Origin of the sequence: Labilithrix luteola (assembly GCF_001263205.1) — a bacterium.
Lineage (GTDB): Bacteria > Myxococcota_A > Polyangia > Polyangiales > Polyangiaceae > Labilithrix > Labilithrix luteola.
Map to the genome: position 1 here is coordinate 10,028,349 of NZ_CP012333.1, position 16,650 is coordinate 10,044,998.

General features: G+C 67.2%; 14 protein-coding genes. 9 read left to right on the forward strand and 5 right to left on the reverse strand.

The annotated features are described in order from the left end of the window. The first annotated feature begins 173 nt into the window (after positions 1 to 173). The 6 genes from AKJ09_RS43310 (at position 174) to gndA (ending at position 8,042) form a co-directional block, all read left to right on the forward strand. Positions 174 to 1,229 (forward strand): hypothetical protein, encoded by a 1,056-nt coding sequence (locus tag AKJ09_RS43310; protein WP_146653713.1) that lies wholly within the window; start codon positions 174 to 176, stop codon positions 1,227 to 1,229. 37 nt (positions 1,230 to 1,266) lie between these two features. Next, a complete protein-coding gene (locus tag AKJ09_RS43315; protein ID WP_146653714.1) occupies positions 1,267 to 1,980 on the forward strand; it encodes a hypothetical protein in 714 nt (237 codons plus the stop codon). Between the two features lie 272 nt (positions 1,981 to 2,252). Then, complete coding sequence (locus tag AKJ09_RS43320) at positions 2,253 to 3,005, forward strand: TetR/AcrR family transcriptional regulator (RefSeq protein WP_146653715.1); 753 nt, start codon at positions 2,253 to 2,255, stop codon at positions 3,003 to 3,005. A gap of 83 nt (positions 3,006 to 3,088) precedes the next feature. Next, entirely contained in the window at positions 3,089 to 4,999 is a 1,911-nt protein-coding gene (locus AKJ09_RS43325; RefSeq protein WP_146653716.1) for an ABC-F family ATP-binding cassette domain-containing protein, read from the forward strand. A gap of 58 nt (positions 5,000 to 5,057) precedes the next feature. Further along, positions 5,058 to 6,356: a C4-dicarboxylate transporter DctA gene (gene dctA, locus AKJ09_RS43330; RefSeq protein WP_146653717.1), complete on the forward strand. Its 1,299-nt coding sequence runs from the start codon at positions 5,058 to 5,060 to the stop codon at positions 6,354 to 6,356. A 156-nt stretch (positions 6,357 to 6,512) separates the two neighbouring features. After that, a complete protein-coding gene (gndA, locus tag AKJ09_RS43335; RefSeq protein WP_146653718.1) occupies positions 6,513 to 8,042 on the forward strand; it encodes an NADP-dependent phosphogluconate dehydrogenase in 1,530 nt (509 codons plus the stop codon). A gap of 88 nt (positions 8,043 to 8,130) precedes the next feature. Here gndA and AKJ09_RS43340 read toward each other — a convergent pair whose 3' ends face one another. Continuing rightward, a complete protein-coding gene (locus AKJ09_RS43340; protein ID WP_146653719.1) occupies positions 8,131 to 9,054 on the reverse strand; it encodes a hypothetical protein in 924 nt (307 codons plus the stop codon). A gap of 120 nt (positions 9,055 to 9,174) precedes the next feature. Between AKJ09_RS43340 and AKJ09_RS43345 the strand changes: the two genes are divergently transcribed. Beyond that, positions 9,175 to 9,843 carry a hypothetical protein gene (locus AKJ09_RS43345; RefSeq protein ID WP_205633953.1) on the forward strand — a complete coding sequence of 223 codons (669 nt, stop codon included), beginning with the start codon at positions 9,175 to 9,177 and terminating at the stop codon, positions 9,841 to 9,843. Next, positions 9,840 to 10,505 (forward strand): hypothetical protein, encoded by a 666-nt coding sequence (locus tag AKJ09_RS43350; RefSeq protein ID WP_146653720.1) that lies wholly within the window; start codon positions 9,840 to 9,842, stop codon positions 10,503 to 10,505. The genes AKJ09_RS43345 and AKJ09_RS43350 overlap by 4 nt, the downstream gene beginning before the upstream one ends. Here AKJ09_RS43350 and AKJ09_RS43355 read toward each other — a convergent pair whose 3' ends face one another. The 3 genes from AKJ09_RS43355 to AKJ09_RS43365 all read right to left on the reverse strand — a co-directional run bounded on the left by AKJ09_RS43355 (position 10,506) and on the right by AKJ09_RS43365 (position 13,088). Then, complete coding sequence (locus AKJ09_RS43355) at positions 10,506 to 10,775, reverse strand: hypothetical protein (protein WP_146653721.1); 270 nt, start codon at positions 10,773 to 10,775, stop codon at positions 10,506 to 10,508. A gap of 41 nt (positions 10,776 to 10,816) precedes the next feature. Further along, the gene (locus AKJ09_RS43360; protein WP_169928348.1) at positions 10,817 to 12,523 is read right to left on the reverse strand and encodes a serine/threonine-protein kinase; all 1,707 of its coding nucleotides are present in this window, start codon (positions 12,521 to 12,523) and stop codon (positions 10,817 to 10,819) included. Positions 12,524 to 12,728: 205 nt separating this feature from the next. After that, a complete protein-coding gene (locus AKJ09_RS43365) occupies positions 12,729 to 13,088 on the reverse strand; it encodes a hypothetical protein (protein ID WP_205633954.1) in 360 nt (119 codons plus the stop codon). Between the two features lie 341 nt (positions 13,089 to 13,429). Between AKJ09_RS43365 and AKJ09_RS43370 the strand changes: the two genes are divergently transcribed. Beyond that, positions 13,430 to 15,559: an FUSC family protein gene (locus tag AKJ09_RS43370; protein WP_146653724.1), complete on the forward strand. Its 2,130-nt coding sequence runs from the start codon at positions 13,430 to 13,432 to the stop codon at positions 15,557 to 15,559. Here AKJ09_RS43370 and AKJ09_RS43375 read toward each other — a convergent pair. Next, positions 15,507 to 16,625, reverse strand: a complete 1,119-nt coding sequence (locus tag AKJ09_RS43375; protein ID WP_146653725.1) for a class I SAM-dependent methyltransferase — start codon at positions 16,623 to 16,625, stop codon at positions 15,507 to 15,509. The two genes, AKJ09_RS43370 and AKJ09_RS43375, sit on opposite strands and share 53 nt — an antisense overlap. Between the last annotated feature and the right edge of the window lie 25 nt (positions 16,626 to 16,650).

A 16,650-nucleotide genomic window follows, 5' to 3' on the forward strand; every position in this document is an offset into this window, starting at 1 on the left:
TGCCAAGAGCCGCCGCGAGTCTCTTCGCCAGGTTGCGTGCGGCGCCACCTGGCCCGGCCAGTTGGGATGGTGGCCCAGGCCAGGGGAACGATCCGTCACGGCGCCCGAGAGCTTCGTTGCATCGGAGGCCGCGGCCACGTTATGCCGGTGACATGCCCGATTTCCCCAGCGCCATGTCTCATCTCGTCGAAGTCGCCACGAAAAGCGACGACGACCGCGCACTCCGTGGCGCCGTGAGCAAGGCTCTCCGCGCGTTCGACGCCGACGACAAGGCTGGTACGAAGACCGCGTTTCGCACGCTCGACAAAGCAAGCTCTAGCGCGAGCGGTCGCTCCCTCCAGGTTCTCCTCCTCGCGCTCGGCGCCCTGGTCGAGGCAGGTGCTTCGCCCGAGCTCGCATGGCCGATCGCCTCGCGCGGTCTCCATGACGCGCTGCAAGGAGCCACACGTTTCGCGCGCGCCTGCATCCGGGCAGCCGGTACCGACGAAGTCGACGTGGCCATCGAGACGGCCGGCGCCGACGTCGCGGCGAAGAAGCCGAAAGACGCCGATGCGTTCCGTACGCTTCCCGCGCGATGCCTGGCATCGGTGGCTTGCCTCACGCGCTCGCGCAAGCTGCGCGCACGCGTAACCGATCGCGAGGCCCTCGCAGAGACGGCTTACCCGCTCGAGGACGTCGTCGACGAAGCCGGGTTTCTGCGCCAGGTCCTGCTCATCCTCGACGAAGGAGAGCTCACCGTCGTTCATCCGGAGAGCAAGCGAGGCTTCCGCGTGACCACGCGCGACGTGACGACCAACTTCGAGCTCGCGCTGCTTCTCGCCGATGCACTCGTGGGCGACGAGGCGAAGGGGTTGATCCCCGGACGTCGCCCCGCTGCGCGCGCGGTTGCTGTCGCCAAGGGTGAGACGAAGGCGCCGAAGAAGGCACCGGAAGTCACCCTGCCCTTCGATCTCCATCCCGCCAAAGGCGGCGACCCGCACGGACTCGCGCTCGACGACATTCCGGCGGAAATCCCAGTCATTTCGGGTGAGCGCGTCCTCGTGCTCCAAGCGCCTCACGAACTTCACCCAACCGAGGTCGAAGCACCGTTCGGCGGCCTCGAACCTCGCGTTCGTGTCATCCGCACGCTCAAGCCTGCGGAAGTCGAGGCGCTCCTCGCTCCGCGCTCACGCAGCGCGTCGCGCACGCCCAAGAAGGCGAAAGCACGCGCCGCCCGCCGCACGTCGTGAGGCGTGCTCGGCGTGAGACGGTGATAAGCTTCGGCGCATGGCGCGGAACGTTCGTTGGGCTTCGTCGTCCTTCTCGTCGTTGTCGTCCTTCTCGTCGTTGTCGTCCTTCTCGTCGTTCCGTGCGCTCGTCGGAGTGATCGCGTGTGCGGTAGGCGCCTTGGCCATGACGCCAGCCACCGCCCTCGCGGACGATCCCCGCGCGACACCTCCTGCGGCGACGACCAAGACCGAGCCGGTGCCGTCCACATGGGGTGGCGTCCAGGGAACCCACTCGGACGCCACGAGCACCTCGCTCGATGCACCGGTCACGCGTGCGCGCGAGCTCCTCAGTCGCGCGCGCTTCCTCGATGACGCGGCGACGTCCGACGAAAGAGCCGCGACGGAGCTAACCGCACGCATCGGTCCGCTGCGTACCGCGGCGAAGGCGGCACGTGACACGGCAGACCACGCGTCCGGCGAGGAGAAGGAGCTCCTCGTCGCGCGAGCGGAAGATCTCGAAACGGATCTCGCCGTGAGCGAGGCCGAGGTCACCTTCAAGCGCCGCGCGGCGGCGGACAACCGACGTGTTGCGCGTGAGCTTCGCCAGCGAGCCGTCCGACTGGTCCGCGACACCCCGGTCTCCCCCGGCTACGCCACGGAATCCGTCGCCGACGCCGAACGGAGCACCACGATCCGAATGGTGAGTTGCGATCCGCCCTTCCGCTTCACGGCGGACGGCCGGAAGATCTACCGTCTCGAGTGCCTCCACTAGATTCTTCGCGTGGCGGCATAGAAACTCCTTGGCCCCTAGCGCCGAGCGGTCCCTACGGCTGGCCTTCAAAGGCAGCCCAACAACCCAGCGATAACGCAGCAAAATACGACGACCCCGTTCGGACCGATTCGCCCCTCCTGGCTCTCGGCTTCCCGCCCGCCGCCTACCCATCGCGCCGCGGACCGAGAAATAATGGGAAATACCCGTGAAAGAGGCGGTAATACACAGGTGCGTGCGAGACTCTGCGACTCGCGGCACACTCGGCCCCGGTCATGGACACCAAGCGTCGTAACAAGCCCGCCACTCGCCGTCCTCGAACCGAACGCCCGAAGCGTGCGACTGGCGCCACGGGACTAACGGCTGAGCGCATCCGTGACGAGGCCCTCCGGCTGATCGACCAGTCCGGACTCGACGAGTTCAGCACGCGCAAGCTGGGTGCGGCCCTCGGCTGCGAGGCGATGGCCATTTACTGGTACTACTCGAGCAAAGACGCCTTGCTCGACGCGGTCGTCGAGAGCCTGGTCTCCAAGCTCGACGTCGATCACGGCTCGTCCGCCACGTGGATCGACGCGCTCCGCAAGGTTGCACACGCCTACCGAAAGCTCGCCCACGACCACCCGCGCGCCTTTCCGCTGCTCGCGAGCCGCCGATTCGTCACGACGAGCACGCCCGTCTTCCTCGAGACACTCTTCGAGCGCGCGGCCAACGAAGGGGTGGATGAACGCACGGTCGCGCGTCTCTTCAGGACCGTAAGCGCGTATGCGAACGGCGTCGCCCTCGACGAGCTCGCGGGGGTCCGGGAACGCGAATCGGCCGAGGCCGCCGAAGCCGAAGCCGAAGCCGAGCCCGAGAGCGATCCGGCGCCGGCGGAGATCGGCCCGTCGTACCCGCGCCTCGAACGCATCACGGAGCAGCTCGACGACGAGCCGGCCGATCGGGCCTTCGAGTACGGCCTCGAACTCCTGCTCGCCTCGTTCGACCCCCCGCGCTCGTCCGTCGCGAAGACGCCGTACGTCCAGGCCTGACACAGTTCTGCCGCTCGAGCCTCAGCTCGAGCGCGATGGCTGTGGCTCTACGCCTCGCGCTGGCCTAGAACACGGCCCGCGTCATGAGCGTCATCGCTGCCCTCGAGGTCACCAAAGCTTACGGTGACCGCATTCTTCTCTCTTCGGCCTCGGTCACGATCGACGACGGTGAGCGCGTCGGTGTCGTCGGCCGCAACGGAGCCGGAAAGAGCACGTTCGCGAAGATCCTCGCCGGGGCCGAGCCCGCCGACGGCGGTTCGATTGCGCTCAGGCGCGGCGCGCGGGTGGCCTACCTCGCGCAGGAGCCGGCGATCGAGCCGTCGCGAACCGTTCGGGCGCACGTCGAAGAAGGACTCGACGCGTGGCTCGTCGCCCGCAAGCGCCACGACGAGCTCACCGAACGCATCTCCCAGGAGCCGACGAACGCTGCCCTGCTCGCCGAGCAACACGCGGCCTCCGCCGAGGTCGAGCGCCTCGGAGGGTGGGACCGCACGCACGAGGTCGAGCGCGTGCTCGCCCATCTCGGTGTCGGCGAGGTCATCGATCGCCCCGCCGGAAGCCTGAGCGGCGGTCAGAAGCGTCGCGTGGCACTCGCGCGCGTGCTCGTGGGCGCGCCCGACGTGATGATCCTCGACGAGCCCACCAACCATCTCGACGCCGACACCATCGACTGGCTCGAGAAGTACCTGGTCGACGAGTTTCGCGGCGCCGTTCTCCTCGTCACACACGACCGCTGGCTGCTCGATCGCGTCGCCGATCGCACGCTCGAAGTCGAAAGCGGCAACGTTCACTCGTACGACGGCGGCTACGCCGACTATCTCGGGGCCAAGGCCGAGCGCATGGCGCTCCAGCAGCGCACCGAGAAGAACCGCCAGAACTTCCTCCGCACCGAGCTCGAGTGGCTCGCGCGCCAGCCGAAGGCCCGCACGGGCAAGCAGAAGGCCCGCATCCAGCGTGCCGAGACCGCACGCGACACGACCGGTCCGCGCGAAGAGGCGCGCGTCTCTCTCTCAGCGCAAGTCGCCGACGGCGGACGTAGCGTGCTCGACCTCCGCGGTCTCGGCATCAAGATGGGCGACCGCTGGCTCGTTCGCGGTCTCGATCTCAACATGACGGCCGGCGATCGCCTCGGCATCCTCGGGCCGAACGGCGCCGGAAAGACCACGCTGCTGCGCGCCGTGCAGGGCGTGCTCACGCCCACGGAGGGCGAAGTCGTCCTCGGGCGGCGCGTGCGCATCGGGTACCTCGACCAGAACCGCGAAGCGCTCGATCCGAACCACTCGGTGCTCGAGGCAGTCTCCGAGGCGATCCCCGTCGTCGAAAAGGAGCGCGTCGATCCCCGCACGTACCTCGAGCGCTTCGCCTTCGAGGGCAACGCCCAGAAGAAGAAGGTCGCGGCCCTCTCCGGTGGCGAGCGCGCACGCCTCGCCCTCGCCCGTCTCCTCGCCTCTTCGTGCAACCTGCTCCTGCTCGACGAGCCGTCGAACGACCTCGACACCGACACGCTAAGCGCGCTCGAAGACTTCCTGTCGACCTACGAAGGTTCGCTCCTCGTGGTCACCCACGATCGGTACCTCCTCGACCGCGTGACTACCGGCATCCTCTCGTTCGAGAAAGACGGTCGCGTTACACGCTACGCTGGCGCTTACCAGGCGTATGCGACGGCGCGCGCTCGCCAGGAGGAAGAGCGCAAGGCCGACAAGGCCAAGGAGAGCGCCCGCGAGAAGGACACCCGGCGCACGGAGAAGAAGGCGTCCGGCCTGTCGAAGAACGAGCAGCGCGAGCTCGATGGCATCATGGACAAGATCGACGAGGCCGAGACGAAGGCCGCGGCGATCGAGGCCGAGCTCGGCGATCCGTCGCTCTACGCCGGTGGCCAGGAGGATTCACGGGCATCCGAGATCCGCACGCGCCTCGCGGACGCCCGCGCTCTCGCCGCCAAGCTCACCGCCCGCTGGGAGGAGCTCGAGGCGAAGAAGTCCGCCGCTGGCTGATCGCCTGTCGGCTCGGAAACGAGTGACCGTGCCCGGCCACCGCGGATAACGTTCCGGGGTGGCCTCGACCGCTGAACAGCAAACGAACCTCGGGAACCCGAAACGCGGGCCGGGGCTCTACGCGCAGGTCCTCTTCGCGATCGCGCTGGGCGTGCTCCTTGGGTGGCTGCGTCCGTCGCTCGGGATGGCCATGAAGCCGCTCGGCGATGGGTTCGTGAAGCTCATCAAGATGGTCATCGCGCCGATCATCTTCACGACGGTCACGGGCGGCATCGCCGGCATGGGCGATCTGAAGAAGGCCGGCCGCGTGGGCGCGAAGGCCGTCGCCTACTTCGAGGTGATGACGACCGTGGCGCTCGTCGTCGGACTCGCGATCGTCCACCTCGTCGAACCGGGCGCAGGCGTGCACGCGAGCGTCTCCGGCCTCGATACCTCCGCGCTCGACAAAACCCTCGCCGCACCTCGCCCGCACGGCCTCGTCGAACATCTCCTGGCGATCATTCCGGAGAGCTTCGTCGGCGCGTTCACCGGAGGCGACGTGCTGCAGGTCCTGGTGCTCGGCGTGCTCACCGGCATCGCGCTCTCGTCGCTCGGCCCGAAGAAGGAAGGCATCCTCTCGCTTCTCGAGCAGACCACGACCGCACTCTTCGCCATCGTCGGGATCGTCATGCGCCTCGCACCGATCGGCGCATTCGGCGCCATGGCGTTCACGATCGGAAAGTACGGTCTCGGAACCCTCGGAAGCCTCGCGAAGCTGATGGGCACCTTCTACGCGACGGCCCTGCTCTTCGTCTTCGTGGTGCTCGGCACCGTCGTTCGGATGCTCGGGTTGTCGATCGTGAAGCTGCTTCGCTATCTGCGCGAGGAGCTCGTCATCGTGCTCGGAACGTCGTCGTCCGAATCGGCGCTTCCGCGCCTGATGGCCAAGCTCGAAGGCCTCGGTGCGAGTCCGGAGGTGGTGCGCCTGGTCGTGCCGACCGGCTACTCGTTCAATCTCGACGGGACGTGCATCTATCTCACCATGGCCGCGCTCTTCGTGGCGCAGGCGCTGGACGTGCGTCTGACCCTGCGCGACGAAGCGACGCTGCTCATCGTGCTCTTGATCACGTCGAAGGGAGCGGCCGGCGTCACGGGCAGCGGCTTCGTCACCCTCGCGGCCACGCTCGCTTCCACCGGAAACATTCCGGTAGCCGGTCTCACCCTGCTCCTCGGCGTCGATCGCTTCATGAGCGAAGCACGCGCGCTGACGAACATGGTCGGCAATGCCGTCGCAACGCTCGTCGTCGCACGCTGGGAAAACGCGCTCGACGTAGACCGCGCGAAGAGCGTGCTCGACGATCGCCCGACGACAAGCTGATCCATCCCGCCGCACGCGCCCCACGCGACCGGAAACGTTGTCGCGGTACCGATCATCCGAACGCGCATCGGGGCGATCGGGACAGATTACATTCGCGCGGACCGCGCCTAGGATGAGCGTCCGAACGCGCTCGAAGCGGAGAAACGCGGAGAACTCATGGCACAACAAGCGACTGCAGACGTCGGCCTGATCGGGCTGGCCGTGATGGGTCAGAACCTCGCGCTCAACATGGCCGACCACGGCTATCGCGTGGCGGTGTTCAATCGAACGACCGACGTGATGAAGAAGTTCGTCGCCTCGGAGAATCCGCCCGGCGGCCTCGTGGGCTGCGAGAACTTGAAGGACTTCGTGGCCTCGATCAAGAAGCCGCGCAAGATCATCATCCTCGTCAAGGCGGGCCCCGCGATCGACGCCGTCACGAAGCAGCTCTTCGAGGCAGGCGTCGAGCCGGACGACATCGTCGTCGATTGCGGCAACTCCCTCTGGACCGACACGATCCGCCGCGAGAAAGAGTACGCCGCGAAGTGCAAGTTCTTCGGCTCCGGCGTCTCGGGTGGTGAGGTGGGCGCACGCTTCGGCCCGTCGATGATGCCCGGCGGCGATCCGGCGTCGTGGAAGCACCTCGAGCCGATCTGGAAGGCCGTCGCCGCGAAGGTCGACGCCCAGACCGGCAAGCCGATCGAGACCGCCTCGCCGGGCAAGCCCGTCGTGGGCGGTGTGCCGTGCACCACGTATCTCGGACCGAACGGCGCCGGGCACTACGTGAAGATGGTGCACAACGGCATCGAGTACATCGACATGCAGCTCATCTGCGAGGCGTACACGCTGCTGTCGAACCTCCTCGGCATGAAGGCTCCGGAGCTCTCGAAGGTCTTCGGCACGTGGAACGAGGGCGATCTCGACAGCTATTTGATCCAGATCACCGAAGACATCCTCAAGCAGCCCGATCCGGTCCACAAGGAAGGCTATCTCGTCGACTACGTGCTCGACGCGGCCGGCCAGAAAGGTACCGGCAAGTGGACGAGCGTGAACGCGCTCGACATGGGCATTCCCGCGAACTCGATCGCCGAAGCCGTCTTCGCGCGCTGCCTCTCGGCGCTCAAAGAGGAGCGCGTCGAGGCGAGCAAGAAGCTCAAGGGCCCTGCACCGTCACACTCCGGCAATCGCGACGAGCTCATCGCCGCCGTGCGCGATGCGCTCTACTGCTCGAAGATCTGCGCGTACGCCCAGGGCTTCCAGCTGATGCGCGAAGCGCAGAAGGAATACAACTGGACGTTCGACTTCGCGGCCATCGCCTCGATCTTCCGCGGCGGCTGCATCATCCGCGCACGCTTCCTCCAGAAGATCATGGACGCGTACACGCGCGACAAGAACCTCGTGAACCTCCTGCTCGACTCGTACTTCAACGAGCAGATCCAGAAGAGCCAGTCCAACTGGCGCAAGGTCGTCGCGCTCGCCGCCACCAACGGCATCGCCGCTCCTGCCTTCATGTCCGCGCTCGCCTACTACGACGGCTACCGCGCGGAGCGCCTGCCGGCGAACCTGCTCCAAGCGCAGCGCGACTACTTCGGCGCGCACACCTACGAGCGCATCGATGCTCCCCGCGGGAAGGCCTTCCACCTCGATTGGCCCGAGCCGGGGCGCCCGCAGGTCGACATCGTTCCCGGTAGCGGCGGCGGTCACTGACCGCGACTGCGCGAGCAGGATCGAACGAAGGGTCGGCGGGCTTCACCCCGTCGGCCCTTTTCTCATCCTCGTCGAGCAGCCAACCGTTTCAAGGTGCCGGCGGACACTCGCTGCCGAGCGCGGGGTTCGGTTCGCAGTAGATGAATCCGCCGCCCGTGGTCTCGGTGACGAGCACGATCGTGTCCGCGCGCACGGCCGCGTCGATCATCGGGTAGACACGGTCGACGGCGTCGGTCGCGGATTTGTTCGCCGTGAAGACGTGGAGGATCTGTTTGACCCATTTGTCGGCCGGCAAGACGCGCGAGCTGCTCACGAGAATGTCGCCAAGCTTCTTCTCGAGGAGCGCCTTCACTTCCGCGTCGGTCTGGACCAGATTCGACGGCTTGTACGCGCGCGTGACGCTCACGCCGACCTTCTTGCCGTCGATCTCGACGAGCAGGTCGGTGATCTTGTTGCCGCCGGAAGCATCGGCCGGCGCGTAGCTCACTTCGGTCTCCGTCTTGAGGAGCGTCGCGCCCTCGCAATAGTGGAGGACCTCGAAGCTCATGGTCTCGGACTCGGTCGAACTGCCGCCGGCGTTCGCCGTGTCGAACATGCGCTGGCCGCCAGGCGACAGCGAAGCCTTTTCGTACGACTCGCCCGCGACGAACGTGAGCTGGTCGTTCACGATCGACGGGCTCGGACTCGTGAGCATCGACGCGATCGTTCCACACGCGCCGCTCAGCGTGCCGAGAATGTCGCCCGAGGGCGCGGCGTCGCTGCCCGCATCACCGGCGTCCGACTTCGAAGCATCCTGCTTGCCAGGTCCCGCTTCCGCGCGTGGTGAATCGTCGCCGTCGGGCGAGGTTCCGTACTCGCCGGTGCTCCCGGGCTCTTCCTCACCGGCCGCGCTCGCGCCCGAATCCGACGAGCACGCCGTGATGGAGGAAGCGCCGAATCCAACGAGACCAGCAAAAACGACTGCGAAACGGACTGCGAAATACGAACCACGGAACGCGAGCCAACGAGGCATCTTGGCGGTCTTTAGCATTGGAACGCCGTCCGTCACGCACCTCCTGCGCCAAAGAATTCGCCTGGATCGCGGTGGAACCATCTCCGTGTGAAGCGGCCTGGTGCTAGAAGCGTCGCTGCCGTGCCCGCTCTAAAAGGATCGCTGACTTACGCGCGCTTCTACGTCGACGGCGAAATGCCCGAAGACTTCCAGGAGCGATTCATGCGCCACATTCGTCTGCGAGCGATGAAGCCGCTCCAGCCCGACGAGGAGGATCTCGAACGATCCGGCTGGTGCAAGATCGGCGAGCCCTTCGAGATCGAGCTCACGTACGACGACGTCTTCTACAACGAGTATCTGAACCTCGGGTTCCGCACCGATCGCTGGGCGATCCCCGGCCCGCTGCTCAAGAACCGCATGCGCGACGCGGAAGCGGCGTACCTCCAGAAGAAGGGTCGCGAGAAGCTCTCACGCAAAGAGAAGACGGAGTTGAAGGACCTTGTTTCGCGCAAGCTGCGTCGCGAGGTGTCACCCGCGACGCGCGTCGTCGACCTTTCATGGTCGCTCAACGAGGGCCTCGTTCGCTTCTTCAGCCATTCCGCGAAGCCCGCGGGCCTGATGACCGAGCTCTTCACGAAGACGTTCGGCCTCAAGCTCGTGCCCGAGTCGCCCTACACGCTCGCCGAGCGCATCGGCCTCTCCAAAGCGCAGGAGGCCGCATGGCAGGTGATGGAAGCCACCGATCTCGCCGATGAAGAGAGCCTGAAGTTTTCGCTGCCTGACGACGAGGCGGCCGAGGAGGAGTCGTGAGCGGAACCATGCAGCTCCTCGATCGAATCGAGCTTCGTCGCTTCGTAGGGCGCGAGTTTCTCCTCTGGCTTTGGCTCGAGAGCGAGCTCTTCGAGGCCACGCTGGAGACGAAGGAGCACGGCTCGTTCGGCCTGTGGCTCGAAGGCCGCCTCGTGCTCTCCGCGGGTCAGGAGTCCACCGTCATCAAGGGCAGCGCTCCCGGCAATCATCGTGAGGCGAAGGAGTCGCTCCTCCGCGGCAAGCTCCCGGATCGCGCAGGGATCCATATCTCGTGGGGCGACCACGAGAGCACCTTGACCCTTCGGGGCGAGCAAATGGCCTTCGCAGGGCTCACGCTTCCTACGAAGCTTGGCAAAGAGGAAGACGAAGCCCCCGCGCTCGCGCCTCCCCCGCCCGTTCGTAAGAAGAAGAAGGGTGGACCGCGAGGTGACGCCCCGAGCGACGAAGCTCACGAGGCCTTCTACGAACGCATGCATCTTGCACGCGACGTCGAGAACATCTTCCAGGCGCTCTATGCGGACTTCTTGGCCCTGCGCCTTGGCCCCGCATGGACCGAGACCATCTTGCCCGCCCTCGAGGCATGGGTCTCGGGCGAAGCGGTGGATGCCGATCGCTACAAGCGCGCGCGGAGCAAGCACGTTCCGGCCGGCCGCTCACGCTGATCAGCGCACCAGATAGTCGGCGACGAGGAGCGCTCCCGTCAGAGCATCGAGCTCGACGCGAGCGCTCTCTCCTTTTTTGTTGGCCGTCGTGATGACGACGTGAACGAGTCGGCCGGCGAGGCCACGGCGGTACGTCAGTACCCGCACGGGCTCACGCCAGCGCCACCCTTTGCGCACGACGACCTTCCGCGATGCCTCCACGGCGTCCTCTTCCGTCACCGACTTTTCCTCCGCGTAGACTCTCCCGAAGAGCCCATCGGCGGCTGCCATGGCGGAGTTGCGTGAGAACAGTCCCCCAAATGGGGATTCGGTCAGGGGGCAACGCGATCGAGGGCGGCGACCGCCAGCTCGCGCACGCGCGGCTGCGGAGAATCGACGAACGGTTGGATGGCCATCGCCAGCTCGGCGTCGGGGCCGACCGGCACCGCGAGCAGGACGTCTTCGGCCAGGTGGGGGTGTTTCTGCACGCCGCCCTCGGGCGAAAGCCGAACGAGCGCCACCCGAAGCAGACGACGGACGCCGGGATGCGCCTCGGCCGCCGACGTTCGTCCTTCTTCGACCGGCGCGTGGATGAGCCCCAGCCAGGTGATGAAGCGCGCGCGTGACGGGGTCGCCGGCGATGCGATGCGTGCCGACCAGAGCGCGCGAGCCGCCGACAGGCCTGCCGCCGAGAGCAGCTGCGAAAGATACGGGCTCGGCATGACCTCTTCCGCGAGGAGACGCGAGGCGAGCGGCACGAGTCGCGCGGGATCTTCGAGGAGCTGCAGCGCTCGAACGGCGCCGGTGTCGCTACGGCTCGTACGACCGACGCGTGCCGCGAGATGTTCGACGCGCGCCGCGATCTCCTCGGCGTCGCCTTGTTCGAGCAAGACCGCGAGGGCGCTCCGCTCGCGATCGTTCATCGCGTCGCGAGTCGCCGAGAATGCGACTGCGTCATCGGGCTCGCTCGTGGTTCGCCGCCCTCGAACGACGCCCGGCCCGAAGCTGCGCGGAACGATCTCGGACGCGCGGCGGTTGCGCGTGAGCGTCGCCGCCGGCGGACGCGTGGTGGAGATGGATGGCGGGAAGCTGCTGTCGAGCTTCGGCGGATGCTCGCTCGTTCGCGTGGGCATGCCGAGATCGCCGAGGAGCCCGCGAAGGGCGGCTCGGAAATCACGCATCGAGCCGAAGCGATCGTCGCGGTCCTTGGCGAGCGCCCGGAGCACGACGGCGTCGACACGCGGGTCGATGCCAGGCACCCGATGCGAAGGAGGAACGGCGTCCACCAAGAGATGCTGGCGAAGGACGGCGTGCGGATCGTCGGTCACATATGGCGGAGCGCCGGTGAGCAGCTCGTAGAGAACGACGCCGCACGTGTAGATGTCGCTTCGTCCGTCGAGCTCCGTGCCGAGGCACTGCTCGGGAGACATGTACGTGGGCGTTCCGATGACCTGCCCTTCGTCGCCGAGCGAGGCATTCGGTACGCCGCGGGCCACGCCGAAGTCGCAGATCTTGGCAAGCTCACGGTCTTCGCCGTCGTCGTCGGGACGACGCACGAGCACGATGTTGGCAGGCTTCACGTCTCCGTGGACGATGCCGCGGGCGTGCGCATGCGCGAGGCCTGCGCAGACCTGGAGCATGATCTCGATCGAACGCGGGACGGAGAGGTGTCCCTGGTAGGTGAGTCGCTCTTCGAGCTCGTGGCCGTCGAGCAGGTCCATCGCTAGCCAGAGCAGACCCTCGGGCTCCTCACCAAAGTCGACCACGCGTACGAGGTTCGGGTGATCGAGAACGCTGGCCGCGCGCGCCTCGGCGTGGAAGCGGGCGCGGAACATGGGCTCCGCCCGAACGTGCTCGTGAAGCACCTTCACGGCGACGGGCTGCACGAGGTGCAGATGCCGCGCACGGTAGACCACGCCGAGCGCCCCAGCGCCGATGCGCTCTTCGACGAGGAGCTTTCCACCGAGCAAGCGACCGATGAGCGGGTCCTCCGGCGGCGTCAGCTCCGAGATCGCCGCGCGCTCGACCCTGCCGGACATGGCGGGTCTTGACTCATAGCGGCGGGTGGGCTCGCGCATGGGCGTGTGCGATTCACCTAGCAGCTGTCATGAACCGCGCCAACGGATCAACCCCGACCATGCGAACCGGAAGACGCGCGAAATACGCGTATCTCGTGCGGATCGAACGGATTTTCCTGGGCGGCTAGAGGTCGGGGCTTAGTACTTCATTGCGCCCCGACGCCTCCTACCGCTCGTTCGGAGGGAGGAGCCGGATGGCTCCGAGCGCGAGGAGGGCTTCGACGGCCCCCATGGCTTCGCGGTCGGTCAAGTCGGTCTGGGCGATGATCGCTTCGAGGTTCGACTCACCGTCGATGGCCCGGAGCAGGTCGCTCGTTCGGGCGTCCAGCGAGAGCGCATCGAGAGCGGTGTCGTCGACGACGACCAGCGGAATCGAAGCGAGCGAGAAGCCGAGCGCGGGAGGCTGGACGATCGTGCCGAAAAGAAGCGCGTCGATCTCCGCCTGATGCTGGGCCCGCAAGGCCGAGCTCGACGGGTCGACCGAGCCGGCGCCACGGACACCGGAGACCGGCCTGGTCGCGCGCATCGCGCCGGAGCGCTTGTCCGCCCGCCGCTCATGCCCACCCGAGCCCCTCTCGGAAGCATCCCCACCACGCGCTGCCCGCGCGTCCTTTGCCTGCTTTCTGACAGGGCTCATCAATTATCGAAGTTACACCGCCGATGGCCCGGAAAATGGGACTCCTCGCACGTGTTACGCATACGAGACGCGATGCCGTTTCGACCGTCTGGTCACGTTAGCCACGTTAGCCGCGTTTGGCCGCACGTGCCGATGCCGGGCATCCGCAAAGCTCGGGCGGAGTAGCGCAGCCTGCTGCGGACCTCGGGAGGCAGGCGCACCGCGTGACGTGTTTTTGCTATGGTCGCGGCGTGGCCAAACGGCCCGAGACTCCCCTTGCGGCCATCGTCCCCGACGTGGCCAACGGCCTCCGCGCCGGCGTAGCAACGCTCATCCCGTTCTACCTCGCGAACGCATGGGGCTGGCGCGAGCTGTCCTGGACCGCGCTCGGCGGCTGGATGGGTACGCTCGCCGATCCGGGCGGTTCGCGGGCTACGCGCGTGAAGGTCCTCGTGACGTTCACGATTGCCGCAAGCCTTCTTCTCGCCGCGTCGGAAGAGACCGCTCGGGCGCCGGTCTTCGCGACGCTGATGCTGGCCATCGTTGCGTTCGCCTGCTCACTCCTCCGCGTCTATGGCTCGGTAACGTCGTCGCTCGGCACAACGCTCACCATCGTGGTGGCGATCGGAACCGTCCGCTGGAGCGCGACCCCCCTCCGCGACGCGCTCTACTTCTCGGCCGGCGCCGCGTGGGCGATGACGCTCTCGACGATCGTGTGGCCCGTTTGGACTCACCTCCCGATGCGCAGGACCATCGGGAACGTCTTCGCCGAGCTCTCGGTCTATGCAGGCGCGCTGCAAGACGGGGCGCGCGAGGAATGGCCCCCAGGGGACCCGCGCTGGACGGTGCTCGCGCGCGAACATCGCCGATCCATTCGCGCGTACATCGAGGAGGCACGTCACATGGCGGTCGCGATTCGCTCGCGCCGCAATGGCGAGAGTCGCTTCGGCAGCAATCTGCGCGTCCTGCTCGGCCTCGCAGAGTCGCAATTTCCCCTGCTGATCACGCTCTCCGACGACCTCGAAGCCCTCGGGCCAGGAGAGCGCAAGGCAGTGGTCGACGCGCTCGGCAAGGTTCGCGATCAGTCTGCGCAGGTGCATCGCGTGATCGTCACCACCGTGGTCGCATCGGGCGCGCGCCGCCGTTATCGCTCCGTCCCACCACCTCCTCGCGTCTCGCTTTCGAGCCCTATCGAAGCGCTCGCCGCTCGGCTCGTTCACGCGGGGGAGCTCGCCGTGAGCCTCGTCGAAGCGATCGACATGCCGATCGAGCCAACCGAGGAGACGGCCCCTACGAAGCGACGGACGCTCCGCGAGGCCCTCCGTCAGGATCTCGTACCGCTCCGCGACGCGCTGTCACCGGCATCCACCTTCTTCCGGCACGCGCTGCGCGTCGCGGGCGCCGCGACGTTCGCCGCGTTCATCGGGCGCCGCCTCTCTCCGGAGCACGCGCACTGGGTGACCATCACCACGGTGGCCGTGCTCCAACCCTACCCAGGCGCTACGTGGACCCGCGCCGCCGAACGCGTCGTCGGGACCGTCTTCGGCAGCCTCGTGGCGGTCGTCATCACGATGACCGTGCGCGATCCGCTCCTGCTGACGCTCTCGATGTTCCCGCTTTCCGTGGCGGCCATGGCCACGCGGCCGCGCAGCTATCGACTCTTCACGTTCTTTCTCACGCCCGTGTTCGTGGTGATCTCGGCGCGGCACCCCGGGGATTGGTGGGTCGCTGCCGCGCGCGTCGGTGACGCTCTCGCAGGCGGTGCCGTCGCGCTGCTCGCCGCGCTCGTCGTCTTCCCGTCGTGGGAGTTCCGGCGCCTGTCGGATGCGCTCTCCGCGATGTTCGAGAGCGTGGATCGCTACACGCAGCTCGTCTTGCGCGAGCTGGGGGCGGCGCAATCCCCCGAGATCCTGACCGAGATTGCGGCGCGGCGGCGCTCGGCAGGCATCTCGCTCATCGAGGCTGAAACGTCGCTCGAGCGGCTCCTCGCCGAGCCGATCCGCACGGAGAGCGACGCAGCCGACGCCATGCAGCTCGTGACGTACACGCGAAGGCTCGCCGGCGCGGTCACCGCGCTCGAGACGCATGCCACCGCTTCCGCGCCGGGCTCGCTCGCCCGCGACGTTCCGGTCGATGCGGTCGCGAGCTACGTCAGCACCGTTCTCTCTCGCGCGCGGTCGTTCATTCGCAAAGAAACGCTCGAGGGGCCTCAGCCGACCCCTCCCGAGCTCTCCGAATCACTCCCTCCCCAGTCACTCGGCCTGTTCGAGCGAGTGCTCGCGCACGCGACGCTGGTGAATGGCCTCGTCGTGCGCGAGCGTGAGGAGACTACTTCTTCGGAGCCGCCGGCTTCGCCGGTGCCTTTGCGTCCGTCTTCGTAGGCGCCGCCTTCGCGGGCACCTTGACGAACTTGAGCGTCATGCGGTCGCTCTCGCCGATCGCCGCGTACTTGTCGTGGTCCTTGTCCTTGAGGCGGAACGAAGGCGGGAGCGTCCAGACGCCTTCCGGATAGTCCTTCGTGTCCTTCGCGTTCGCGTTGATCTCCGACTTGCCCGCGAGCTTGAAGCCCGCAGCCTCCACCTTCTCGATGACCCACTTCTCGGGGAGGTAGCCCTGCTTCCCGCTCTCGACCGGGTTCGCGTCGGGCTTGGCGCGATGCTGCTCGATGCCGAGGATGCCGTTCGGCTTGAGAGCCTTGTTGAACTCGGCGAGCCACGCGTCGAGCGTGCCGCTGTTCTCCATGCCATGCAGCGAACGCATGACGAGGATCATGTCGGCCTTGCCGTCGACACCGAGGTTCGGCGTCTTGTCGAGAAGGATGGTGTCGACCTTGCCGTAGATCTCCGGTGCCTTGTCGAGGAACGACTTGAAGCGCTGGCCGTAGTAGGTGCTGCGCTGATCAATCGGACCGTTCGGGTCCGAGTTCGTCGCCATCAGCTTGCCCTGCTTGTAGAGCGTCGGCGCGAGAAGCTCGGTGTACCAGCCGTCGCCGGGGCCGTACTCGATGACGGTCATCGTGGGCTTGAGGCCGAAGAACTCGAGCGTCTCGACGGGGTGCCGGTACTTGTCGCGATCCGCGTTGCCCGGCACGCGCGTCTTGCTCGCCACCGCCGCCGTGACGCCCGCCTTGCCGGTCGGGTACGTCTTGTCGGCGAGGGCCTTCGCCGCCGCGTGCAGCTCGGGCGTCCAGCGTGCGGCTTCGGCCTTGTTGTCGGCCTCCATCTTCGCGCGGTCTTCGGCGAGCTGGCGCTGCTCTTCCGCCTTCTTCTTCTCCTCCGGCGTCGGCTCCTTCGGCGGCGGCGGGGTCAGTGCCGCCGCGGGCGGCGGGGCGGTCACGGGGCTCGACGGCGCCGGCTCCGGAGCAGCGGGCGGCTCCGCGGGGGAACCACCGCAGGCTGCGAGAACGAAGAGCGCGAGAGCGGGACCGAGAACGCGGAATCGATTCATACGGCACGTCTAGCCGGCCCTCGCA

Coding starts and splice junctions, on each gene's coding strand:
- AKJ09_RS43310 (WP_146653713.1), top strand. CDS start 174: ATGTCTCATCTCGTCGAAGTCGCCACGAAAAGCGACGACGACCGCGCA.
- AKJ09_RS43315 (WP_146653714.1), top strand. CDS start 1,267: ATGGCGCGGAACGTTCGTTGGGCTTCGTCGTCCTTCTCGTCGTTGTCG.
- AKJ09_RS43320 (WP_146653715.1), top strand. CDS start 2,253: ATGGACACCAAGCGTCGTAACAAGCCCGCCACTCGCCGTCCTCGAACC.
- AKJ09_RS43325 (WP_146653716.1), top strand. CDS start 3,089: ATGAGCGTCATCGCTGCCCTCGAGGTCACCAAAGCTTACGGTGACCGC.
- gndA (WP_146653718.1), top strand. CDS start 6,513: ATGGCACAACAAGCGACTGCAGACGTCGGCCTGATCGGGCTGGCCGTG.
- AKJ09_RS43340 (WP_146653719.1), bottom strand. CDS start 9,054: ATGCCTCGTTGGCTCGCGTTCCGTGGTTCGTATTTCGCAGTCCGTTTC.
- AKJ09_RS43355 (WP_146653721.1), bottom strand. CDS start 10,775: ATGGCAGCCGCCGATGGGCTCTTCGGGAGAGTCTACGCGGAGGAAAAG.
- AKJ09_RS43360 (WP_169928348.1), bottom strand. CDS start 12,523: ATGTCCGGCAGGGTCGAGCGCGCGGCGATCTCGGAGCTGACGCCGCCG.
- AKJ09_RS43365 (WP_205633954.1), bottom strand. CDS start 13,088: ATGCGCGCGACCAGGCCGGTCTCCGGTGTCCGTGGCGCCGGCTCGGTC.
- AKJ09_RS43375 (WP_146653725.1), bottom strand. CDS start 16,625: ATGAATCGATTCCGCGTTCTCGGTCCCGCTCTCGCGCTCTTCGTTCTC.